Annotated in this window: 18 protein-coding genes and 1 tRNA gene; 14 read left to right on the top strand and 5 right to left on the bottom strand. The window is 34.1% G+C overall.

What is annotated here, in order from left to right:
• Positions 1–94: 94 nt before the first annotated feature.
• Together purL and MRU_RS00650 are read left to right on the top strand one after the other, a co-directional pair.
• Positions 95–2,305, top strand: a complete 2,211-nt coding sequence (purL, locus tag MRU_RS00645; protein WP_012954935.1) for a phosphoribosylformylglycinamidine synthase subunit PurL — start codon at positions 95–97, stop codon at positions 2,303–2,305.
• A 315-nt stretch (positions 2,306–2,620) separates the two neighbouring features.
• Positions 2,621–3,847 carry a molybdopterin molybdotransferase MoeA gene (locus MRU_RS00650; protein WP_012954936.1) on the top strand — a complete coding sequence of 409 codons (1,227 nt, stop codon included), beginning with the start codon at positions 2,621–2,623 and terminating at the stop codon, positions 3,845–3,847.
• Between the two features lie 214 nt (positions 3,848–4,061).
• On the opposite strand, the gene MRU_RS00655 is transcribed toward MRU_RS00650, so the two are convergent.
• Complete coding sequence (locus MRU_RS00655) at positions 4,062–4,673, bottom strand: hypothetical protein (RefSeq protein ID WP_048812339.1); 612 nt, start codon at positions 4,671–4,673, stop codon at positions 4,062–4,064.
• 327 nt (positions 4,674–5,000) lie between these two features.
• On the opposite strand from MRU_RS00655, the gene MRU_RS00660 reads away from it, so the two are divergent.
• From MRU_RS00660 to MRU_RS00680, 5 genes are all read left to right on the top strand, one after another.
• A complete protein-coding gene (locus MRU_RS00660) occupies positions 5,001–6,158 on the top strand; it encodes a site-2 protease family protein (RefSeq protein WP_012954938.1) in 1,158 nt (385 codons plus the stop codon).
• A gap of 348 nt (positions 6,159–6,506) precedes the next feature.
• Positions 6,507–7,733: an FprA family A-type flavoprotein gene (locus MRU_RS00665; RefSeq protein ID WP_012954939.1), complete on the top strand. Its 1,227-nt coding sequence runs from the start codon at positions 6,507–6,509 to the stop codon at positions 7,731–7,733.
• 554 nt (positions 7,734–8,287) lie between these two features.
• Positions 8,288–9,082 carry a V4R domain-containing protein gene (locus MRU_RS00670; protein WP_012954940.1) on the top strand — a complete coding sequence of 265 codons (795 nt, stop codon included), beginning with the start codon at positions 8,288–8,290 and terminating at the stop codon, positions 9,080–9,082.
• A gap of 436 nt (positions 9,083–9,518) precedes the next feature.
• Positions 9,519–11,501, top strand: a complete 1,983-nt coding sequence (locus MRU_RS00675) for a helicase C-terminal domain-containing protein (protein ID WP_012954941.1) — start codon at positions 9,519–9,521, stop codon at positions 11,499–11,501.
• Positions 11,502–11,629: 128 nt separating this feature from the next.
• Positions 11,630–12,328, top strand: a complete 699-nt coding sequence (locus tag MRU_RS00680) for a M48 family metallopeptidase (protein ID WP_012954942.1) — start codon at positions 11,630–11,632, stop codon at positions 12,326–12,328.
• A 115-nt stretch (positions 12,329–12,443) separates the two neighbouring features.
• On the opposite strand, the gene MRU_RS00685 is transcribed toward MRU_RS00680, so the two are convergent.
• Positions 12,444–12,521 (bottom strand) — tRNA-Arg (locus MRU_RS00685).
• A 272-nt stretch (positions 12,522–12,793) separates the two neighbouring features.
• Between MRU_RS00685 and hisF the strand changes: the two genes are divergently transcribed.
• Positions 12,794–13,627: an imidazole glycerol phosphate synthase subunit HisF gene (hisF, locus tag MRU_RS00690; RefSeq protein ID WP_012954943.1), complete on the top strand. Its 834-nt coding sequence runs from the start codon at positions 12,794–12,796 to the stop codon at positions 13,625–13,627.
• 100 nt (positions 13,628–13,727) lie between these two features.
• On the top strand, positions 13,728–14,804 hold the full coding sequence (locus MRU_RS00695) for a DNA glycosylase (RefSeq protein ID WP_012954944.1): 1,077 nt from the start codon (positions 13,728–13,730) through the stop codon (positions 14,802–14,804).
• Positions 14,805–14,883: 79 nt separating this feature from the next.
• On the opposite strand, the gene dtd is transcribed toward MRU_RS00695, so the two are convergent.
• The gene (dtd, locus tag MRU_RS00700; protein WP_012954945.1) at positions 14,884–15,327 is read right to left on the bottom strand and encodes a D-aminoacyl-tRNA deacylase; all 444 of its coding nucleotides are present in this window, start codon (positions 15,325–15,327) and stop codon (positions 14,884–14,886) included.
• A gap of 190 nt (positions 15,328–15,517) precedes the next feature.
• Here dtd and MRU_RS00705 point away from each other — a divergent pair, with 190 nt between their 5' ends.
• The 4 genes from MRU_RS00705 to MRU_RS00720 all read left to right on the top strand — a co-directional run bounded on the left by MRU_RS00705 (position 15,518) and on the right by MRU_RS00720 (position 20,170).
• Complete coding sequence (locus tag MRU_RS00705) at positions 15,518–15,967, top strand: MarR family winged helix-turn-helix transcriptional regulator (RefSeq protein WP_012954946.1); 450 nt, start codon at positions 15,518–15,520, stop codon at positions 15,965–15,967.
• A 117-nt stretch (positions 15,968–16,084) separates the two neighbouring features.
• Positions 16,085–17,476: an MFS transporter gene (locus tag MRU_RS00710; RefSeq protein WP_012954947.1), complete on the top strand. Its 1,392-nt coding sequence runs from the start codon at positions 16,085–16,087 to the stop codon at positions 17,474–17,476.
• A 162-nt stretch (positions 17,477–17,638) separates the two neighbouring features.
• Positions 17,639–19,030, top strand: coding sequence for an MFS transporter (locus MRU_RS00715; protein WP_012954948.1), 1,392 nt, complete (start codon positions 17,639–17,641; stop codon positions 19,028–19,030).
• 123 nt (positions 19,031–19,153) lie between these two features.
• Positions 19,154–20,170, top strand: coding sequence for an SLC13 family permease (locus MRU_RS00720; RefSeq protein WP_012954949.1), 1,017 nt, complete (start codon positions 19,154–19,156; stop codon positions 20,168–20,170).
• A gap of 527 nt (positions 20,171–20,697) precedes the next feature.
• Here MRU_RS00720 and MRU_RS00725 read toward each other — a convergent pair.
• Together MRU_RS00725 and MRU_RS00730 are read right to left on the bottom strand one after the other, a co-directional pair.
• Complete coding sequence (locus tag MRU_RS00725) at positions 20,698–21,288, bottom strand: TetR/AcrR family transcriptional regulator (protein ID WP_012954950.1); 591 nt, start codon at positions 21,286–21,288, stop codon at positions 20,698–20,700.
• A 422-nt stretch (positions 21,289–21,710) separates the two neighbouring features.
• Positions 21,711–24,995, bottom strand: a complete 3,285-nt coding sequence (locus tag MRU_RS00730; RefSeq protein WP_012954951.1) for a C1 family peptidase — start codon at positions 24,993–24,995, stop codon at positions 21,711–21,713.
• Between the two features lie 172 nt (positions 24,996–25,167).
• Here MRU_RS00730 and MRU_RS11825 point away from each other — a divergent pair, with 172 nt between their 5' ends.
• Positions 25,168–25,305, top strand: coding sequence for a hypothetical protein (locus MRU_RS11825; protein ID WP_012954952.1), 138 nt, complete (start codon positions 25,168–25,170; stop codon positions 25,303–25,305).
• Positions 25,306–25,372: the final 67 nt, after the last annotated feature.

The following is a 25,372-nucleotide window of genomic DNA, read 5'->3' on the forward strand; positions in this document are numbered from 1 at the left end:
TTTAAATCATGAAATTCGCTTATAAAACTTTAATATTTATTAAAAAAGACTAAACAATCATTATTTTATGTTAATTCTATGCTAAGGTGTTTAAATGACTTTAACAGATTCTGAAGTAAAATATATTGAAGGAATTCTCGGTAGAGAAATGAACGAATTGGAAGAGGGAATGTTAGATGTAATGTTTTCCGAGCATTGTTCATATAAAAGTAGTAGACCATTTTTAAGAATGTTTCCTACTGAAGGAGAAAACATTGTCCTAGGGCCTGGAGACGATGCAGGTCTTGTATCTATTACAGATGAATATGCTCTTGCTGTAGGTATGGAAAGTCATAATCACCCTTCAGCTATTGAACCTTACGGAGGAGCAGGTACAGGTATTGGAGGAATCCTTAGAGACATTATCTCTATGGGTGCAATGCCAATTGCCCTTTTAGACAGCCTTCGTTTTGGTCCTCTTGAAGACCAAAAGTCAAGATACTTGTTTGAGCATGTCGTTGAAGGAATCTCCGACTATGGTAACAGGGTAGGAGTTCCTACCGTTGCAGGTGAGATTGAATTTGACGAATCATTCAGAACAAACCCTCTTGTAAACGTATTATGTGCAGGACTTGTCAAAAAGGATGAGATAGTTCTTGCTGTAGCTCCAAATATAGGAGATGTCTTCCTTCTTATGGGAGGAACCACAGGCCGTGATGGAATTCACGGAGTGACCTTTGCATCTGAAGAGCTCACATCAGACAGTGAAACCGAAGACAGACCTGCAGTACAGGTAGCTGATCCATTCACCAAAAAGAGAGTTCTTGAAGCTTCCCTTGAAATCCTAGAAAAGATAGACTGTTCCGGAGTAAAGGACCTAGGGGGAGGAGGCCTTACCTGCTGTGTCTCTGAGCTTGTAGATAAGTCTAAAAACGGTGCAGTTGTAGACCTTAGAGCTATTCCTTTAAGGGAAGAGGGAATGACCCCTTATGAAATAATGCTTTCAGAATCTCAAGAGCGTATGATTTTTGTCATAAACCCTAAAGATGTGGAATTGGCACAAAAGATATGTGATAAGCATGAAATTCCTTCTGCAGTGATTGGAGAAGTCACTGAAGGAAGCAATATGGTTGTAAAGGACTTCGATGCAGAAGAAGAGTTACAAACCTTGTGTAATGTTCCAACAATCCTTTTAGCAGATCCTCCTTCAATTGACAGGCCAACAGTAGAGCCTGCTAAATCAGAAGATCTTGTTGAAGTGATTGACGGACCTATTGATGAATCATTAATTAAGATATTGTCCTCTCCAAACATTGCAAGCAAGGCATGGGTATATAAACAATACGACCATGAGGTTCAAACCAGAACCGTTGTAAAGCCTGGAGATGACGCAGCAGTATTGCAGATAGATGACGAGACAGCTGTTGCACTTACAGCAGACTCCAACACTGTTCACACAAAGCTTTCCCCATATGATGGAGGGGCAGGCAGTGTAGCTGAAGCAATAAGAAATGTTGTTTCAATGGGTGCTAAACCTTATGCAATTGTTGATTGTCTTAACTTCGGAAATCCGGAAACACCAGAAATCCTCTGGCAATTCAAGGAGTGCATTAGAGGAATGTCTGATATAGCAGAGAAATTCGAAGCTCCAGTCATAAGTGGAAATGTTAGTTTCTACAATGAAACAGAAGGTATTAAAATCAACCCAACTCCGGCAGTTGGAGTCATTGGAGTTGAAAAGCTATCAAGCATCAGAACACTTCCATTCAAGAATGAAGGAGATAAGATAATAATCATTGGAAAAACCTATGATGAGCTTGGTGGGTCCGAATACCACAGAGCAGTCCATAACCTTGAACAAGGAGAAGCTCCTAAAATCAGAATAGATGATGAATTGGCTGCAGCTAATGCAGTTCTTGACCTCATAGAAAATGATGGAGATTATGTAAAATTCCTTGAAGGTGAAGACAAGCTCAATATAAAAGCCACACATGACGTATCTGCAGGTGGAATAGCAATTGCATTGTCTGAAATGGTTATGAAAGGCAAGTTAGGCTGTGAAATAGATATCAGCAATGTCCCAGCGGAAGAAAATATTAGCGATAATGACTTGTTATTCTCTGAATCCCATGGAAGATACATCATTGCAGTAGATGCCGATAAGGCAGAGGAAATAGTAAATTCCATAGATATTGATGCTGCAATTATTGGTGAAGTCAAAGGAGATTCTTTAATAATCAAGAATAATGATGAAACCATTGTTGATTTTGCTATAGATGAGTTAGATAATGCTTATAATGGTGTTATTGAAAAGTATATGGCTTAATTCTATATTTTTCCAATTATATGGATTCAATCATTTAGAGATTCATCATTTGTGATTCACTTATTTAGGGATTCAATCATTTACAAATTCAATTATTTAAGAGATTTGATGTTCAAATCTTCTTAAATTCTATTTTTTTATTTAATGTATTTATATTCGTAGATTGTATGTTGTTTGTTTAATTGATTATTTAATAAATTGCCTTAAATTTAATCATATGATTTAAATGCTTTAGAATTTATTAAATAATTAATTGAATCAGTATTTAGTTAATTATAGGTAATAGAAGTTTATGAAAGTTGTAGGACGATTAATATGAAGTTTATATCAAATTTAATTCCATTAGAAGAAGCATTATCAAAAATAAATGATAATATAAAACTTATGGATACAGAAACCATTGACTTAAAGGACTCTCAAGGCAGAGTTTTAGCACATGCTGTATCTTCTTATCACAATTCACCTCCATTTGACAAATCAGCTATGGATGGATATGCAGTTATTGCTGAAGACACTTTTGGAGCTTCCAATAATGTTATAAAAGAGTTAAAAATCATCGATAGGATTGGTGCAGGTGATTTTTCCAATAAGTCCCTTCAAAATGGTGATGCTATAGTTATAGCAACAGGGGCACCTATTCCAGATGGTGCAAATGCTGTTTTAATGAAGGAATACACTTATGAGGATGGTGACAATCTTGAAATCCACTCTCAAGTGACTCCCGGTGAAAACATATCTCCAAAGGCTGAAGACATTGCCAAAGGAGATGAGATTTTAGGAGAAAATGTTTTAATCAGGCCTCAAGAGATGGGCTTGATAGCTTCCGCAGGATACAGTGAAGTGGAAGTCTATAAAAGGCCAAGAGTAAAACTGCTGATTACAAGCAATGAATTGGTGGATCCTTCCCCTAATATAGATGATGCTAAAATAATCAATTCAAACCAATACACAATTGCAGCTCTCATCAGAAGTGCAGGAGCAACAGTAGATATTGACCATGGAATCGATGACTTTGATGAAATTCGCGATGCAATCGATAAGGCAAGCAGGGAATATGACTGTGTAATTACAACCGGAGGAACTGCAATAAGCAAAGGGGATGTTGTCATTGATGCAGTTGAGGACTTGGGAGAAGTATTGTTCCATGGTGTTGCAATGAGGCCAGGTAAGCCGGTAGGTGCTGGAATAGTCAACGGAACCCAGATATTCATGCTTTCAGGACAGCCTGTAGCTGCAATGGGTCAGTTTGATATAATTGCAAGACATTTCCTATTTAAGGTTCAAGGCCTTGATTATTCCCATAAGATTGTAAAGAGGACATCTTCAACTAAGATACACTCTTCCCTAGGCAGAACCGATTATATAAGGGCTGTAGCAGATGATGAGACTGTTCATCATGTTTTAAACAGAGGTTCTGGAATCATAAGGTCTATGGTTGAGGCAAACTGCTACATAATCATTGATGAAAACCATGAAGGCATTGAGATAGGCGATATGGTAGACTTGATTTTCTTTAATGATATGGCTTGGCCTAGTCTTTAAAAAAAGAGTTTAGATAAGAATTATTAATTCTTATCCTTTAATTTTACTTATTTTTACTTATTACTTATTTTTTAAATTATCTTTATTTTACTTATTACTTTTTTTTAAATTATCTTTATTTTTCTTTTATTTCTATTATTATTTTTTCTTAATTATCATTTTTCTATAATTCAAACATTTTTAATTTTATTGGCTTGTTAGTTTACTTATTTACTTAATAACGACTCCTTTGACCTAATTTATAGAAGAAATAATAACCCAAGAGTTCGCCTCCTCTGCTATCGCTTCTTCCTTGATTATATCCCTCACGATATGCCTGTTCATATTGATAAGCCTCTTCTTGTTCTATTTGATCTTCAATATACTCCTCTTGAGCCTTATTTAGCTTTTCATTAAACTCTTCCTTACTCAATTTGGATTTAGGACTATAAGATACGATTTTTTTCATAGAGGAATTAACGTCATCTCCATCATAGGACAATGCATAGAATGTTCCATTTGATTCAAAATATAAATAAGTTACAGTATGATTGACTATGCTTCTATTGCTGTAGTAGGCTACGGCATGATGTCCGTCGATTTCCATCTCTTCAACATCATAATTCTCTTCATTTGTCGCTTCATAGCCGTAATTATTTCTAAAACTTTTATTGTTTTCCAAAGCTACGAGTCCGAAGGTAAATACATTGTTAAAAAGATAATCTCCGCTTGCATTCCTTCCACCTCCATACTCTGGAGGAATTTGGAAGTTTATATCGTTTACAGTTATATTCACCCAATCAGAGGTGTCCACATCACTTTCAGCACTAATGTAACTTACCGACAAAAGTGCTATCCCTATTACACATGCTAAAAAAATTATTTTTTTATTCATGTTTTATTCTATAGGTCTTTTTCTTTTTAAAAATTTCTTTTTAATTCTTTAAAGAACATTTTTCTTAAGAGTTTAAAAGCATCTTTTCTTAGCATTATCTTTTTATTTGCAAATTACAATTTTATTGCTAAAATGATTATCTTTTTATATTATGAAAACTTAATAATATTATTCAAATATTCTAAATGATTTTTATAATCTTATTAAATTTGACCTTAAATTTGTTTAGAAAATTAAATGGAAAATAATTAAAACTAATGATTATCAATAAGTGTTACTATGAACGGAATATATTATTATGTAATAGCCTTTCTACTTATTTGGACTATTGCAATTGTATTTAAGGGCAGACTTGAAAATTATGGCCTTGAAGTCAATTTTCCCCTTTTGATGTGGAAGACACAGAGATTGAGAGGATTTATAGACAGAATCGCCAATAGGGCTCCACGGTTTTGGAAATGGTACATGAATATAGGAATCGTCATCTCTACTGGATTTATGATTCTGATGGCTGTGGCCTTGGTATATTCTCTTAAGACCCTGATGGACGCTCCTACAGTCAGCCTGGTTATTCCAGGGGTGGAAGTGCCAGGATCTCCAATATTCATTCCTTTCCTATCTGGTCTTATAGCCCTTGCAACAGTTCTTATAGTTCATGAGTTCAGTCATGGAATATTGGCAAGGGTGGAGAAAATCAAGATTAATTCAATAGGTCTTCTATTATTTGCAATTCTTCCAGGAGCTTTTGTAGAGCCTGATGAAGAGGAATTGAAGGGATTGAACCGTCCTTCTAGAATGAGAATATATGTTGCAGGTTCCATGGCTAATCTGACCTTGGCAGCTATTGCTCTTGTTATCATGATGCTCATATCCTCCTTTGTAGTCCCTGCAGTCTTTGAGGATGACGGCATTGTAATAAGCAGGCTCACTGAAGACGGCAATGCAATCAATTATCTCTCTGAGGGAATGGTGATAAAGGGAATAAACAATTATTCCGTAAGCGATGGGGCATCCTATCAAAAGGCTGTAAGCACATTAAGGCCTAATCAAACGGTGACTGTTCTAACGGATCAGGGAGAGTATAGCTTCCAATTGAAGTCAAATCCTCAAAACAAGTCTTTAGGATATATGGGAGTTCAGGCACAGGTTAATCAAATAATTTCTCCGGATTTTGATAATAAGTTCTACACTCCTTTATTATGGGGAATAATGTCTTTGACAGACTTATTGTTCTGGATATACTTCTTGAACTTTGCTGTCGGCACATTCAACCTGCTTCCAATGAAGCCATTGGATGGAGGTCATTTGTTTGAGGACCTTTTATCCTATATTACATCAGAGAATATCTATAAGCCTGTTGTGACTTTCATGTCCTTCTTTATGGGAATAATTATTGTTGTTAGTTTGGTTGTTGGATTTGTTGGTGTTCCATTCTAAACTAACTTTAAAAGCTTTATTTTAACTTTTTTTCTTTATTTTTCTACTATTTTTTTTGAATTTTCATTGTTTTGTCTTCCTATAGTCTTTTTTATAATATTTTTATTTGTTCGTACATCATAAAACCAAAACTTTATATACATTAAAAACCATATAAATAAATGTTTAAGCATTTACGAACTAATAATACTTTTATTTTGTAGATGTTAAGATAGTAATACTTTAAGATTTGTTTTTAAAGAACTTATAAAGTAAATTAAGATAAATAATTCATATAATTTATTTTTAGCAATTTAAAGATAAATTCAATCTAGCTTAAAGTATTAACAAACTTTATGAGGAATTAAAATGAAAGCAAAAGCTGAAAAAATCGGTGATGGAGTATACTGGATCGGTGTACTTGATTGGGACTTAAGAACTTACCACGGATATACCTTAGACGGAACCACTTACAATGCTTACATTGTATTCGGCGAAAAGGTAGCAATCATTGACAATGCATATCCTGGAAAAACTGAAGAGATGATGGCACGTATCGATGACGCTTTCGAACAAGAAGGAAGGGAAATCAAAGTGGACTACATCGTTCAAAACCACGTAGAAAAGGACCACAGTGGTGTCTTATACGACTTATGGAAAAGATTCGATGCACCTATCTACTGCAGTAAGATCGCTCAAGGAGGATTGCTCAGACACTATCCTAAATTGGAAGGTGCAGAATTCAACATTGTCGGAACCGGCGACGCTCTTGACCTTGGAGGCAAAACTTTAGCATTCTTAGATGCATTCTTGCTCCACTGGCCTGACAGCATGTTCACCTTACTTGCAGAAGACGGAATCCTATTCCCTAACGATGCATTCGGTCAACACTTATGCTACTCCAAAAGATATGATAAGGACATTCCAGAATATGTTCTTATGGATGCAGCACAAAAGTTCTATGGTAACTTAATCACTCCACTATCTAAAAAGGTTCTTAACAAGTTTGATGAAATCATTGAATTAGGCCTTTTAGAACAAGTTAAGATGATTGCTCCTTCCCACGGTCAAATCTGGACAGACCCAATGAAAATCATTGGCGCTTACAGTGACTGGGCAACCGGTAAAAGAGCAGAAGACAAAGTTACCATTGTCTATGACACAATGCACTATTCCACCCAAAAGATGGCTCACGAAGTTGCTGAAGGAATCATGGCAGAAGGATACGATGTGGAAATGTTCTTCTTGCACGAAGACGAAAGAAGTGAAATCGTAAAAAGCATATTAACCAGTAAGGCTGTTGCTTTCGGTATTCCAACAATCAACGACTTCCCATTCCCAAGCATTGGAGACATTATCTACTACTTGAAAGGTCTTCACTTCAACAGAACAGGATTCAAGAGACCCGCTGTAACCTTTGGTTCCATGGGAGGAAGAGGTGGAGCTGTTGAATTCATTGCAAACGAGCTCACCGAATGTGGATTTGAAGTTCTCGACCAACAAGAAATCTACTATGTACCTGCAGATGAAGACGATGAAGCTAGCTTCAAATTAGGTCAAAAATTAGTAGAAGAAGCTAAAAAGTTAGAACTTTAAGTTTAAAAGCTAAAATAAAATAGAACTTTAGTTTTAAAGTTCTTTTATTTTTTTCTTTTTTTATTTAAATTTTTTAATAATCCTTTTTTTCATAATCATACTCACTATTTTTTTAGTTATTTTTATCATAATCATGCTCACTATTTTTAGTTATTTTTTTTATTTAGAATATCATTATTTTTGTATTTTTTTCACTTTTCTCTCATTCAACATTAAACATCTTCACTGAATTTTCACAATTTTTTAGTGAAATCATAAAAGTTTTTAAAAGTCGATAAAAATTTGTATTTTTACTAACTGTTCGTATTTTTTTCTTTATTTTTAACATTTTATACGAATTATTCCTATTTTTAACTTAAACTAGTTTAGACTTTATTAAACTGTTCGTACTAAATTTTAAAAAAATAAAACATTTTGTATACATAAGAACAAGTATATATGCTATAAAGTTTATACTATAATTATAAAACAATTTTGTTTAATGTTTATACAACAAAATTTAACAATTCTTGTTAAATTTTAGATTTTTCTTGAAATTTTTTTGAGGGGTTATAATGGAAAATGAAGAGAATATTAGTCAACCAAAAGCAATTCAAATTTTTGCTAAGGCTCCAGGGGAGCTTGGCGTAAATGTTGTAAAGAGCCCAGTGAAATTAACTATCCTTTCCATGCTAAAGGACACTGATATGGAATTTGATGAAATCGTTAAAAACACTGGTAAGTCAAAATCAACTATTTCTGTACATTTAAAGTCTTTAAGGGAAGATGGAATCGTAAGCTACAGATTTGATGCAAACGACCACAGAAAGAAAATATTCTACATCAGCTCCAAATTCTTAGGAGAAGTAGAATCTGGTGATGAGAAGGAATTGGAAGAAAGACAAGCCGAATTCTTGGTAAAGAATATTTTAGATGTAGACAACTTCAAGTTCTCTTTTCTATTGTTCCACACCTTAAGATCCAACTTGATTCAAGAGGGAATTAACATCAACCCAGTATTAAACCAAACAGGAAAGAATATTGGTGCAGCAATGTATGAAAAGCTTTATGACGATGACATTAAAGTCTTCTGTGACAATATTACTGAATTCTGGGCAGATAATGGATTAGGAAAACTTGATATAGTTTTAGGAGATATCATTAATGTTACTGCATATGAGTGTTTTGAATGCAGTTTGCTTCCTAAGAAGGGTAAACCTGCTTGCTACTTAGATGCAGGTATATTTGAAGCTCTTTTCGCTAATTATCTTAAAAAAGACATAGCAGTAACTGAAGTTAAATGTTTCACAATGGGTGACGACTGCTGTCATTTCTTAGTTGAAGGCATTAATGGTGAATCTTTAACTTAATTCGACCAATTTGAAGTTTTTATTTTAAACAACTTCATTTTTTTCTTTTTTACTCTTTTTATTATTTTTATTCTACTTTTTTTACTATTTTTTAATTATTATTCATTTATTATTGTTTCAATTCATTTTCATTTATTTTTATGGAATTTTATACATTCCTATTCATTAGTTCACGATTCCATCAATTTCACATTTTTATGTCAATTTTGTTTTGATTTCGTAACAAGTTTATACTTTCACATCAATTTCACATTTTTAGTTTAATTTTGTTTTGATTTCGTAACAATTTTATATTATCATATCAATTTTACGAAATAAAATCAATTTCACATTTTCAAATCAATTTAACACTTTTAAATCAATTTTTTTAACAAATATTATTTTTCAACTGCTCTTTCTAAAAGATATTTATATCATTAAATCCAATATAACTGTAATGTCAAATTCAATATTTTGTCCCGACTGCGGGATGCTTAAGGAAAACTGTGTATGTGGAAGGTACAAAGCAAATCGTGATAAGGTAAAGTACACCAAAGGTACTAGATCCAATCCACAGTATAAGAAACGAAAAACATTTAATTATTCTAATAAAAAAAGAGCGGAAAATATGAAAAATACATCATCAAACAAATCAAAAGGTTTATTCCAATATGAAGAGCCCAAAGGGCTCTATCAATATGAGGATCTTGAACCTGTTAAAGTAGAGGAAGAGGACGACTTTGGAAGTTCAAAGGTCTATGACATAGCTGAACATGACTTGCCTAAGGAGATAATAGATGGCTTAAAAGAGGACTATCCTGAAATTCCAGATAGCATTATAGAAAACTTCCCATTTGAAAGGCCAAGGGAAGGACAATTGGATATAATTGCAGATATTGAGGAGGCCATATCAAAAGGATTCAAATACATCATCCTTGAGGCAGGAACAGGTACAGGAAAGTCAGCTGTAGCCACAACCCTTGCTAGAATGTATGAGTCAGCATATATTCTTACAATGACCAAGCAGCTTCAAAGGCAGTATGCAGACGAGTTTGACTTTCCCCTTGTAAAGGGAAGAGGCAATTTTGACTGTATAAAAGACGGATTTGAAGTCACCTGTGACATGGGGGCATGTAAGACAGCTCCAAAGAATTCCAAATTCTTCTGTCCATATGGAATTAGCAAAAACCCAACACTTACAGGAGACTTGGCATTTCAGGACTCCTATGGTGGAGACATTTTCTTCCAGACAAATGACCACTGCCATTACTGGCAGCAGAAGGCAAATGCAATAAACTCTCCAATCACCCTTATGAATTATGACTACGCTATTTTGGAGTTGAATTATGTAAAGCATTTCGGTAAAAGAACCCTTCTCATTCTTGACGAGGCTCATAACATTGAAGACAAGCTGATGAAAACCATGGAAATCAATCTTTATAATCGTCAGCTTGAAAAGGACATAAAGAAGGTCATAAGCCCTCAGACTCTTAAAACAAGAGAGATGGGCGAATGGATAATGGAGATTGATGCAATTCAAGGCCATTATGCAGATATTGACATAAAGGACCTCCCTACAAACAAGGCAGACAGGATCCGTTCAACTTCAGCAAGGCTGAAGGACCTAAAGAACAAGCTTGAAACAGAGCCTGGAAACTGGGTAATCGACTCAAATGAAAATGGAGTTTCTTTCAAGCCACTTAAAGTCAATCATTATGCCAACGATTATTTATTCAAGCATGGTGATGTTGTAATATTCTTAAGTGCAACCATCCTTTCAGCTAAGATGTTTTCAAAATGGCTAGGCTTAAATCCTCATGAAGTCTATCATATAAAGGTGGACAGCCCATTTTCAGTTGAAAAAAGACCAATTGAACTAAACCTTGCAGGCAAGATGTCAAAAAACAGGGTAAAGCAGTCTGCCCCTAAGTCTATCGAAATATTAAACAAGATTCTAAAAAGGCATGAAGGAGACAAAGGACTGATTCACACCCATTCATACAAATGCCAGCAATATATAATAAACAACCTTTATAACTCCAGATTGATTGCACATGGCTCTAACAATAGGGAAAGGGTCTTAAAATACTTTGAGGAAGATGATAACCCTCTTGTGCTGGTCAGTCCGTCAATGAGCGAAGGTGTTGACCTTCCATATGACAAGTGTAGGTTCCAAGTCATTTACAAAATCCCGTTCCCTTATCTTGGAGACCCTCAGATAAATATGAGAAGGAAGAAGGACCAAAGATGGTATGCATATAAGACAGTAATGACATTGATGCAGGCCTATGGAAGGGGAATGAGAGCAGAAGACGACTCCTGTGTAACTTATATATTGGATTCAGATATTCAAATGCTTTTAAAGAGCCCATTGTATAGGTCATTGATTCCAGAGTTCTTTAAGGAAGCGATTATTGTTAATGATGATCGTATTATTTAAACCAAGCTTTTTTGGCCTTCGGCCAAAAAACCTTGACCAAAATTTTTTTTACTACTATACTTAATCCCCTAATATTTTAAGTGAATTTTTTAATAATTTTTTCATACATTATTACTTGTGTTGTTATTATGGTTATAAAAGAAAAGATAGAAATTGAAGGAATTCCAGTGGAAGTCCATAGAAAAAGAATGAAAAATGTCTATCTGCGTGTATTGCCAGATGCCACCCTTCGTGTTTCCGCCCCAGAGAGGGTATCAAATGATTATATAATAGAATATGTCACTTCTAATTTGGATTGGGTTAAGCAGACTCAAGAGAGAATTCTTAAAAACCCTCCAAAGCCTAAAATAATGTATAAGAATGGAGAGGTCCATAAGATTTGGGGAGAGGAATACAAGATACAACTAATTACCAATGACACAATAAAACATGCCTTTTATGATGCTGACGAATCTATAGTTTATCTTCCCGTAAGAAGAAGATCCACAGTTAATGAAAGGGAGAAAGCACTATTTGAACTTTACCGCTCTGAAATGAAAAGAAACATTGATTGCTTTTTAAATAAGTGCGTTCCAATTGTTGGAGAGCAACCTAAGGAAATAAAATTCAGAAACATGAAAAACTGGGGAAACTGCAGAAGAAATAAGACAATCACATTAAACATAAAGTTGGCTTCAAAGCCTCCAATCTGCACAGAATATGTTCTTATTCATGAGCTCTGCCATATACTTGAATTCAATCATAGCCCACGGTTTAAGGCATTGATGGATGGCTTCTGTCCTAACTGGAGAGAGATTAAAAAACTTTTAAACGAATCTGATGATTAAAAAGAGTTTTATAAAATGAGATTTATTAAAAAGCCATCTTAAAAAAAAATTTTTAAATTTAAGGATTTATTAAAGGAAATATCTTAAAAATAGTTTTATTTTTATGGAAATTTACGGGACCCTAGGGGGGATTTGAACCCCCGACCTTGGGATCCGAAGTCCCACGTCATAATCCTGACTAGACTATAGGCCCAAAATAAAATATAAAAAATATTAATTAATTACTTATTATACTTTATCTCTTATCTTTTTTAAAATTTTACTTTTTTTAGATAAAAATATTAATAAAAATTAATATAAATAGATTTAGTTAAAATTTCAATCAAATTTATTTTCATATTTGGAATAAAAAACAATTTAATAATTTATCTTCATTAGAATTTAAAATATATAAATATTTATCTTCCATTAAAGAACAAATTAATACTTTATCTTAATTCAAATTTAAATAATTATGTGATTATCATGCTTACAAAAAGAATTATTCCTTGCTTGGATTGTGACCTGCAAGTGCCTGAAGGCCGTGTGGTAAAGGGAGTTGAATTTAAACAGATCAGATATGCTGGAAACCCAGTTGAGCTTGCTACCAAATATTACGAAGATGGAGCAGATGAGATAGTCATCCTAGACATTACAGCTTCCCACGAACGTAGAGGAACCATGGTGGATGTTATAGAAAGGCTTACTGAAAACGTTTTCATCCCAATATGTGTAGGTGGAGGAATAAGAAAGGTAGAAGATTATACCAGAATGCTAAAGGCAGGTGCAGACAAATGCTCCACAAATACTGCTGCAATCCATAACCCACAGCTTCTAACAGACGCTTCTAAAGTGGTTGGATCCCAAGCTGTTGTAATCGGAATAGATGCAAAGAGAAGATATGTGGAAGAGGACCCAGAGCAAGCTAAAGGAAAAACCATAGTGGACACAGACGATGGAGAGGTATGGTTTGACTGCAGCATCTACGGAGGAAGAGAGTTCACTGGCATGGACGCCATTGCTTGGGCTCAGGAATGTCAGGACAGAGGAGCAGGAGAAGTCCTTTTAACCTCTATGGATGGAGATGGAACAAAGGACGGCTATGACCTTATTCTAACAAAGGCAATAAATGACAATGTGGACATTCCAGTAATAGCCTCTGGAGGAGTTGGAAACCCACACCACATACTCGAGGCATTTGAGATAGCAGATGCAAGTGCGGCCCTTGCTGCAAGCATATTCCACTTTGATGAGTATCCGGTTCCTGTGGTTAAAAAATACCTGAAGGAAAATGGTGTTCCAATTAGGGAGACTTTTTAAAATGCTAAAAGCTCTTAACTTTTTTTTATATAAGTTATGATATTTTTTTATAAAAACTCTGATACTTTTTTATTTTTTCTAATTCAGATTCGTGATAAAAATGTCTAGTCAAAAAATCAATTCCTTAATCGATCTTAATCTTACCCAATATTCAGGCCAAACTTCACAGTCTCCATGGAGACATAATTCTATGGAAAATATTGATAAGTTTGATGAGCTAATTTACTTAAAAGTTCCTTCAATTATTGATGGACTTGATGATAAAACTATCAATTTAAATGGACTTCCAGTTCTTTTAAACCTATCACAAGATAAAGATAATATAAATGGTTTTGAATATACATATAGTTTACCTCAAAAAGTAGAAAAACAAGCATTTTCTATAGGGCAAGACAATCTTTCAAAGAAGGAACTTCAATCCATTGAAAGAGAAATAGACTCAAATCTAAATAACATCTATGACTTGGAATTTGACCTTGAAAAGTTCTATGAGTTTCTTTTAGAGGATGAGAAGCTGGCTCCTTCAGTTGATTTTTGTAAGGGATTGAGACTATTTATTGCAAAGGATCCTTTTGAATGCATAATATCCTCAATTTGTTCAGCTAACAATTCAATTGCTCGTTGGACTGCTTCAATAGATAAGATAAAGTTAAACTGGGGAGAAAAGGTGGAATTTGATGAAGGTATGTTTTATGGTTTTCCATCTCCTAAAGACTTTTTAGACTTTTATGAAACTCCTATTGAACAGTCAGAGGCTGATGGACGTAGGTATGAGGTGGATTGCTACACAAAAAATCTTAAATCATGTGGAGTTGGATATAGGGCTCCATATATGAAAAAGGCAAGTCAGATGCTTATTGATGAGATAGATATGAATGATGTTTCAAAAATGGCTTATGATGAGGCATTTGATCTTATTTTAAGATTGCCGGGAGTTGGTCCTAAGGTGGCTGATTGCATATTGCTGTATGGATTTGGATTCCAGGAGGCTTTCCCATCTGATGTCTGGATAAAGAGGATAGTTTCTCATCTTTACTTTGATGGGGAAGATATCTCTGCAGATAAGACTAGGGAGTTTGGAATAGAGCGCTTTGGTGATTATGCAGGATATGCACAGCTTTATCTATTCCATTATGCACGTAAATCTGGTTTAATGGATGAGATTAAGAATAAATAGTCCTTATTATTTATTTTTTTCTTATCTTTTTTTAATCTCTTTTTTTTAAATCTCTTTTTTGCAATACTTCTTTATTTTTTTAGTCTTCAAACTCTTTTTCAAGCAGTATAGTTACAGGACCATTGTTTAACAAGCTCACTTTCATGAATGCACCAAATACTCCTGTTTCACAGGGAACCTCTTCGCTGCACTTTTCTACAAAGTAGTCAAAGAGTTTGGTAGCCTCATTTGGGGCTAAGGCCTTATGGAAGGAAGGTCTGTTCTTTTTGGTTCTGCCGTATAAGGTAAACTGGGGAACAAGCAAGAGTTTTCCTCCTATATCTTTTACTGAACGGTTCATTCTGCCCTCTTCATCTGGGAATATTCTAAGTTTTGTAAGCTTTCTAGCTAGGTAATCAACTTCTTTTTCTGTATCTGTCTGGCCAAAACCTACTAAAACCATTAATCCTTCTTCTATTTGGCCTGTAATTTCTCCTTCAACTTCTACGCTGGCGTTTGTAACTCTTTGAATGACTAATTTCATATTTTTGCCTTTTATTTTTTTAATCTTATATTATATTTATTTTTAGTTCTTAAAATATCTTTTTGGACTTTTTTAATCATAATTTTTTTAGATAATAGTTTCATTTTTAACTGTTTCAAATGAAACATTTATATCATATGAATGCCAATATAATTTTGAAGAATACTTTTTTAATTTTAGGGGTGCATTTATGAATGGTGAAAGCTTCCAGGGAATATGGGATAATTCTCCCTTAATTGCATGGATTCATAATCTCTCTAAGAATCATTTCAAGTACCTAAAGGCAAAAATCAACGAGTTTGATTTAGGCCATGAGATAAGGTATATCATGATGATTTACGACAATCCAAATATTTCTCAAGATGATTTGGTGATAATGTCTGGTCAAAGCAAGGGAAACATTGCCAAGTCATTGAAGAAACTGGAGGATGATGGATACATTAAAAGAGAGGTAAATCCGGAGAATAGGAGAAAGTACATGTTAAGAACCACTTCCAAAGGTGATGAGTTGGTTCCTAAGGTTAGGCAGATTTCTAAGGATTGGGAAAAGGAAGTTGGAATAACCGAAGATGATAAGGAAGTTATTGAAAGAATAAAAGAGATAGCTATTAATGGAATGAAATTAACGGAGGATTTATGATTTTAGTTCCTTAGAATTATTAGATTTGATTTTTCTATTGACAGTTTAAGTCATGAATGGCTATTTCGGAGATTTTATTTTTATGGGTTATTTTTATATATTGTCAAGAGTGATAAAATGAAATTCGATTCAGAGACATCTGTATTGCTTGTATCATTCCTTACAGCATTCTTTGCAGTGTTTTTAGCTGCAGGTATAGTCATAGGAGTTCCAGCAATTGCAAATGAGTTTGGAATGAACAATGTAGTTCAAAATTGGATTATTACAATCGCATTGCTTGTTGTAGCTATGTTTACGCTTCCTGCTGGACAGTTGTCCGGTAAGTTCGGTGTCAAAAGGTCTTTGCTTGTTGGAGTATTAATCTTTATCGTCGGTTCAATAGGAGCATGCCTTGCTTTTTCTGCCGAATCATTCCTCTTCTTTAGGGTGATTCAAGGAATCGGAGGGGCATTTTCAAATGTGGCTTCTATGGCTATGGTCGTTCAGGCAATCAAGCCACAAAGCAGAGGAAAGGCCCTTGGGCTTACTGTAACTGGGGTTTACCTTGCAGGATCCCTTTCTCCTGTAATATGCGGATTCCTTGTTTATAACTTTGGATGGAGATCCATGTTTTACTTTACAATTCCATTCTTCCTTATTTGTATTGCGCTAATGCTTTGGAAGATTCCAGGGGATTGGAAAACCTATGAAAATGATAAGATTGACTCTATAGGATACATGATTTATGCAGTGGGAATATTGCTCTTCATCTATGGATTTACAAACTTGATAAACGCTTGGGGTTTGATTTGTGTTGTTGTAGGCTTTATATTGCTTCTTGCCTTTGCATATTATGAAACAAGAGTGGACACTCCTGCATTTAACATGAGATTGTTTAAGAATACTAAGTTTGCATCCTCCAATGTTGCGGCATTATGCAGCTATCTTGCAGTTGCAGCACTCACTACCATATTGAATTATCATTTCCAGTATGTAAGGGGATGGAACGCTCAAATGTCTGGGCTTATATTGATTGTTACCCCTATAATCATGGCATTTATGGCTCCAAACTCCGGTAAATTGTCTGATAGGATACATCCTCAAAAATTGGCAGCTATTGGAATGACCATTGCAACTGCAGCCCTAGTGATTTTGATATTCTTAGATGCAAACACTCCAATTTGGCTGATTATTGTTGCTATGGTACTTCAGGGGGTTGGTATGGGACTATTTACAACTCCAAATACAAATGCGATCATGAGCTCTGTTCCTCCTAAGGAGACTCCTAATGCTTCAGCAGCACAGTCTGCAATGAGAACAATCGGTCAGACAATGAGTTTAGGGCTTCTTACCCTTGTATTTGCTTGGATTATGGGCAGTCTTAAGCTATCTTCACAGTATGCAGGAATGGTTGTTCAAGCATCTCAGATAGTTTGTATTATCTGTACAATAATTTGTGTAGTGGCTATATTTGCTTCATTGGTTGGTATAAAGTCTAAGGATGAGTTTAATATTGAAAAGCCAAGTTAATTTATTTATTGCTTGAAAAAAATTATTTATGGGTTTTAAATAGGGGGAATTAAGTTTTCATTATTTTAATTTTATGATTTTGTGTATTGATTAAAAACTAATTATAATTATTTTAATTGTCGTTTTGTGTATTGATTAAAAAACAAATATAAGAGGGATTTTATGAAATTAGATTTAGAAACAGTTGTAGTGGCGGTATCGTTTATTACTTCATTTTTTGCAGTATTTTTATCAAATGGAATTGTCATAGGGGTTCCAGCTATTGCACAAGAGTTTGCAATGAATAATGTTATTCAAAACTGGGTTCCTACAATATTCTTCCTTGTGGTAGCTATATTTACAGTTCCTGCAGGGCAGATATCAGGTAAGTTTGGTGTTAAGAAGTCTTTGCTTGGAGGAGTGCTTGTCTACCTCTTTGCTTCAATAGGGGCTGTGCTTTCATTCTCTACTGAGTCATTCCTCCTTTTCCGTATCCTTCAGGGTGCAGGGGTTGCATTCTTGAATGTGTCTGCTATGGCTATGGTTGTACATGCAGTTAAGCCTCAAAATAGGGGAAAGGCACTTGGATTTACAGTGACTGGGGTTTATTTGGCTACATCATTGTCTCCTGTAATTTGCGGATTCCTTGTTCATAATCTCGGCTGGAGATCAATGTTCTACTTTGTAATTCCTTTCCTTGTTATTTGCGTTCTTCTTATGGCATTTAAAATACCTGGAGAATGGAAGACATATGAAAAGGACAAGATCGATATGATCGGATCCATTCTATATGGAATCGGAATATTGGCATTCATCTATGGATTTACAACCTTAACAACAAGCACAGGTCTTATCCTAACCATTGCAGGACTTGCCATGCTTGTTGTATTTGGAGCTTATGAGCTAAGACAGAAGTCTCCTGTATTCAATATGAACCTATTTAAAAATAAGAAGTTCACATCTTCAAATATAGCAGCATTGTGCAGCTATATTGCCGTTATGGTGGTTACAACAATCTTGAATTATCATTTCCAGTATGTAAGGGGATGGAATGCTCAGACTGCAGGTATGATATTGATTATCACTCCAATTATCATGGCAATAATGGCTCCAAACTCTGGAAAGCTTTCAGATAAGATACATCCTCAGAAACTGGCTGCAATAGGCATGTCAATTGCTACTGTGGCTCTTCTTATTCTCACATTCCTGGATGGAAACACTCCTATTTACTTTGTAATACTTGCTATGATCTTACAAGGTATTGGAATGGGACTATTCTCCTCTCCAAATATGAATGCGATAATGAGTTCTGTTCCTCCAAAGGATGCTCCTACAGCATCAGCTTCACAGGCAACCATGAGAACAATAGGCCAGACTATGAGTCTTGGGCTTTTAACCCTTGTATTTGCATGGGTGATGGGCAGCTTGCCTCTTGCAACTAAATATGCAGGAATGGTGGTTCAAGCATCTCAAATAATCTGTGGAATCTGTACAGTGGCTTGTATCCTTGCAATATTCGCTTCATTGGTAGGTGTAAAGTCCAAGGATAAGTTTAATACAGATAGGCCAACATAGATTGGAGGAAATGATTATTAATCATTTCTTTTTCTTTTTTTTAAACCAATTTTCTTCTTTTTTTATTTTTTTATTTTTTTCTATTTTTAAAACTTTATTAAATATAGTTTCTAAAATAATATTATGAATGACTTGACAGACAGACTTTTTCACTTTTTTAAGGAAGAAATAATATTCTCTATTTCTCTGATTTTAGCTATTATTTCTTGTTTTTTTGTTCCTCCCAGTGTAGATTATTTAAATTATATCAATTGGGAAACAATTATTCTTCTTTTTATAATTATGCTCTTTGTAGAGATTTTAAAGAATCTGTCTGTTTTTGAAATATTGGTTCGTAAGCTATTGAAAAAAGTAAAAAATACCAGAGGACTGGTTCTATTTTTAGTCTTCACCTGCTTTTTTAGCTCCATATTCATTACAAATGATGTTTCATTGATTATATTTGTACCATTTACAATATTGGCCTTAAGAAAGGTTGATAGACTTGATTTGATAATATTTGCAGTGTCTATGGAGACAATTGCAGCTAATGTTGGCTGTATGGTTCTTCCTATTGGGGCTCCACATAATATTGTAATGTATATGGTTTCTCATATTCCATTCCAGTCATTTTTCTTGATTCTTTTGCCTTATATCGTTGTATCTGCAGTGTTTTTGATTATTCTATCCTTCTTTGTTCCAAGCGATGCAGTAAACTTGCCTAAATTTGGCAAAGTTGAGATTAATAAGGAAGGCTTCTTTAAAAGAGTCTTATTTGGTGTTGATTATTTCCTTCTTTTGACTTTCATAGCACTATTTGTATTGATAGGAAACTTGGAAAACATTACATTCTTTAATCTGTTGTTTAAAAAGTGGATAATAGGCAATGAGGTTATTTGGGGCGTAGTGGCATCTCAGTTTATTTCAAATGTTCCTGCTGCAATCTTGCTCAGTGGATTCAGCACTAATTATGAGGCGATAATTGTTGGAATCAATATTGGAGGGCTTGGAACTCTTATTGCGTCTATGGCAAATCTTATTTCATATAAGATTCTTGTGAGGGAGCATGGGGAGTTTAAAATCAGATATTTGATTATATTTACATTTTTAAATGTGGTTCTGCTCTTTATCCTATTGGGAGTTTATGTTTTTATTCATTAAGTTCATTCATAGAAACGAGTAAGAATAATTCTTTATAAAAATAGATTTTTGCTTTAAAAATAGTTTTAAGTTTAATCTAAACCTTATTTAATAAAAAATAGAATTTAATCCATTTATATCTTGTGCGCTAATGTATCCACATCAAAGATGCAGAAACACTAGTTGCAACAAAGATATAAAAATTAAAACTAGAATTGTTTTAATATTTATCTTAAAATTTTTTAGGTATAATTACGAGGTTTAGTTTTTGTGAGTTTCTTCCACACTATAATATATAAATACCTTATTATATAAAGTTTTTCGAATGCAAGTGTTTACTTACATATTTATTTGGGAGAAACAAAAAGAATATTTATTATTTTTAAAAAAGAAAAATAATTAAAGATTATTTTTAATTTTAAATAGATTTTAGACTAATTTTTATTAGGGAAATTGAATAAAATAATTAGGATTATTGTCTTTATTTCCTTAAAATAGGTTTTAAAGAATCTATTCAAGGTTTATTCTCTTAAATAGTTTTAAAGAACCTATTGAACCTTAATTCCATTAAAAATTATATCTAAAAATTCATCTGCATAATAGTCTGCAGCTAAATCTCCATCATTATATATCTGCCATAAGATAAGAGACTGGAATATTATGCTAAAGCACATTAGGGATACTGCTTTGGAATTAAGATCCTTAATTGTTCCCTTTTCCAATTGCAATTTAAAGAACTCATCCAATTTGTTTATTATTGTGTCTGTAATTGTAGTGATAAGGAGCTTTTTGTCATCATCATTCTTAACTTCCTGCATTGCAACTCTGATTATGTTGAAATCCTCTTCTGAAAATTCTAAAATCTTATTGAAGCTTCTTTTAAGATATTCTTCAATGCTGTCGGTTTCGTTAAATTCAAAGCTTTCCTCTAGTTTGGCGATGAGCTGATTGGTATAATATTCTTTAGTCTTTTTTATGAGGTTCTTTTTGTTTTCAAACTTTCTAAAAATAGTTACTTCATTTACACCTGCTTCAGCAGCTATCTTTTTAGTTGTTGCCTTTTGTAATCCTTCCCTTTGAACAATATCGAATGTGGCTCTTATAATCTTTTCCTCGGTATTTTCCTTTTCGAATAACATAATATTTGCTATATTCTTATTATTATATAATTTTTTTTAAATAATTCTTTGAATTTGCCAGTTTTTTAATCTAAAATTGGTGTTTTCTTGATAAAATAATATGAATTATGAAAAAAGAGTAATGAATATTTAAATTTTTTTAAGAATAAATAGTAGTTCTAGTTAAAAAAAGATATTGGTAGTATTTTTTATTTAAAAAAAGATAATTGGGTGTAGTTTCTATTTAGAAAAAGATATTTGGCAGTATTTTTTATTTAAAAAAAGATAATTGGGTGTAGTTTCTATTTAGAAAAAGATATTTGGCAGTATTTTTTATTTAAAAAAAAGATAATTGAGATTATTTTTTATTTAAAAAAATAAAAGTAAAGACTAAATTATCAAAAATAATTTAGCCTTTTTTTAACTTAAAAGGTTTATTGAATCTATTTTAATGTCAATTTAGCCTTTGCACTAGAAGTAGCAAATGTATCGTCACCTGCAAACTTGACAGTAAAGCTATAAGTTCCCTTCTTGTTTAGGCTTACATTTACAGTAGCAGTTCCTTTGGAATTGGTTTTAGCTGAGTATGTTTTGCCATTAACTGTGAAACTTATCTTTTTACCGCTTACGGCCTTTCCGTTTGCTGTCTTGAAGCTTGCAGTAAGGCTTTTTGTCTTTGCACTTACCTTATATGACTTATTTGGGGCAGTCAATTTAGGGGTCTGTACTTTTACAGTAATCTTAGCAACTTCAAATGCTCCAAGGTATTCCTCATCTCCTAAGAATCCTATTGCAAAGGTGTATGTGCCTTTGTAAGCAAGGTTTATCTGTAGCTTTGCACTGCCGTTTTCATCTGTTGTTCTATCATAGACCCTTCCATTGAAACCTATCTTTATTGGTTTATTGGCTAAAGCAGTTCCGTTTTCGTCTTTTAAAGTAACTTGGAAGTATTCTCCTATTCTGCCGTCTTCAGATGCCACTGCAGTGGTTGTCATGTTTTTACAGTCTATTCTTGTATTGATTCTAGAAGATTCCTTTTTCTTGTCTTCATCTGTAGTATATACCTTTATAGCACAGACTTTCCCGTCACTGGTAAGGTCTACCCATTCTCCATTTAGATTTGCAGCTGACTTGTTTTCTATATAATGCTGTCTTCCACTTTCTAAAATTGGAATGCAGTCTGATGTGATCTTAACGTCAAATTCATCCCCTTCCTTGATAGGGACATATGAATCCAATTGGATTGTATGGAATCCAAAAAATGGTGAAGTTCCATCTTGGCTGTATTTCAATTCATCATTGACATAGATCTCTATGTTGTAATCGACGCCAGCATCAATGAAGTATGTTCCGACTGCTGCAATGAAATCATCTTCCAAAGCCTCAAATTCATTGACGTATTCATTTCCCATATCAGTGAATTCCAATGTGCCTCCGATGTCATATTGATAGTTTTTATTGTAAATGACTGTATTCATTATTGGGAATCCGACAGAAGGCACTAGGGTTGCAAAACTTGCGTCATAATAGGATATGTAATAGTATCCCTTATCTCCTAATTCTTCTCCCCAGCTGTTTTTGATTATCCAAGCTCCGTCTCCTGGAGGGGTCATATAGAAATTGTCCTTGGAATAGTCATCATCCCATCCCACTAAAAGAACGCGATGGTTACTATCATTTTTTAGGCTGTATTGTGATGAGGTATTCTCATTTAATCCAGGTTCATCGGTTTCGGCATAGTAGCTTACTGCTAAAGCGCCATATTTTAAAAGGGATTGCTTTAATTTATCCTTGTCAGTGGAATTCATAAGAGGAGGCACAAAGACTGCGTCCTGCAAATGGATGCTGTCATCTGTTGCGATTATTGCTGAAATCTTTCCAAGCTCATCGTAAACGTCATATTCTGAAGGGAATACTCCAAACCAACTTAATGCATAGGAAGGGCCTAGGTTATACTCTCCCCCTTCTTCTGCTCCTAGGGTTCCATAGCGATAATATTGCAATAAGCTGTCTTGCATGTTGTTTTCAGAGATGTCCATTTCAAGGCCTAAAAATCTTAATATTGAAGATTCTATAGCTCCTACAGTTCCAAATGCCCAACATGAACCCATGTAGCCTTGGTTTTTAACTGGAGTCACCCATCCCCATTCACGTAGGTCAAATTTCCGAGGAGGGTTTGTCACATTGATTTCATTTTCTATGAGGGTAAAGTTCATTCCAGAAACGGCGATTACTGATTCATACCTTTCGTTGTTCAGGCATATTGAATCCTCTCCGCTATAGCTATTGTTTTCAAGTGTGGCGATTTCCCCATCGAAGTCTGTGAAGATATCATCAAACTCACTCTCTTTGTTGGTATTGTCTTTGAAAGTGGAGTTTGCAATGTAGTAGCCTGAATCATATGTATATAGGGCTCCTCCAGTTTGGGCGTTATTGTTGCTGAAGCTGCAATTCAATATAATCAATGCGCTAATGTCAGAGAATATTGCCCCTCCAAAGGAACCTCTATCATCATCTAATTCTACAGAGTTATTGTCAAAGATTGTCTGTGAAATTGTAAGCTGTGAGAAGGAAGAATAGATTGCTCCTCCGTCAAAGAATGCCCCATTGTTTGTGAAATTGTCTTCCTCCAATGTGATTTTTCCCCCTAAAGAGAGGATTGCTCCTCCGAATTCGCTGTAGCAATTAACAAAGGAGGATCTTGAAATCATTATTGGTACGTCTTCGCTATCTGAATATATGTCAAGGAATATTGCCCCTCCATTTTTTTGTGAACTCACATTAATGAATGTGCAATTGTCAATTTCAGCCTCTTCAATTCTTTTTAATCCTATTGCTCCTGCAGTAAGGTTTGCATAGAGATTAATGAATTTAGAATCATGAATTACTGTTTCTCGATCTCCCTTGATTGCTGTAGCGTATTTGGAGGTGGTATTTGCAAATGTTGTGTTTAAAACGTAGATTGAGGAATTTCCCAAACTGTTGACGAAAGCCCAGTCCAATGGCTTGGAGCTTTCAAAATATCCGTTGTTGATAGTTATTTCACCAAGGTATGAGTTTATTACTCCATCATTGAGGGATGTGCAGTCTATAAACTTATCATTATTGCTTGTATATTTTGCTCCAAATGCAAATATTACTCTTTTGTCTGAGCTGTCGTTGATGAAGGTTACATTGTTTGTCTCAAGCTCAGAGCCTGGGTTGAGTAATAGGGCGCTGTCCTTTGTAGAGTTTGCATTTATTATATTGAGATTTTTTAGGGTTATGTTAGTTCCGTTGATTTGGAAAATGCCACATTGATTGTCTCCGTCTATTGTATGGCCATTTCCGTTAATTACGAAATTGCTTTTAGAGATTGTTAATGTGATATTGTCAGTTTCATTGTTGTATTTATAGTCGTCTGTCAATTCTAAAAGGTCACTTGCATTTATTATTTCCATTTGTAAGTCTGTAAATGTCTTCGCAGGATCTTTTAGAGCTTTATTATTATCATTATTATTTGTATCTTTTAAATTATCATGATCATTTTGGATGATTGTGCTTTCGCTTAAGCTTTTATCACTTAAAGTGTTGTCGCTTAAGGTATTTTCATTTAAGCTGTTGTCGCTTAATGTGTTATCGTTTAGTCCATTATCACTTAAATCATTATTAAAATTCTCTGTTGCTGAAACCGCTCCCAGAGATATGATTAAAATAAGCATGATAATTGCTATCTTTAAGACCTTCATGATTAGAATTTATGTTGAAATTATTATATATTTTTAATTTTATTAACTTAATTAATGAATTATTTAAAGAATTCTTTATGTTATTATCTTTTTTAAGATTAAAGAATCATTTAGAAAACTATTTAAATAACGCAAAATATAGGATAATTATTCATTTAAAGGAGGGTGTACTATGGCAAGATGTCCAAGATGTGGTTCCGAAGCACTTGAAGAGATCAATTTCAATACATATAAATGCCATGAATGCGGCTATATGATTAGAAATCCGGATGACCTTGAATTGGTTGAAAGAGAAAATGGTGATTTATGACTCAAGCTTTTTTGGCCTTCGGCCAAAAAACCTTGACCAAAAATTTTATTGGGGGTTGTGAGAAAGT

This window comes from Methanobrevibacter ruminantium M1 (assembly GCF_000024185.1).
Classification (GTDB): Archaea; Methanobacteriota; Methanobacteria; order Methanobacteriales; family Methanobacteriaceae; genus Methanobrevibacter; species Methanobrevibacter ruminantium.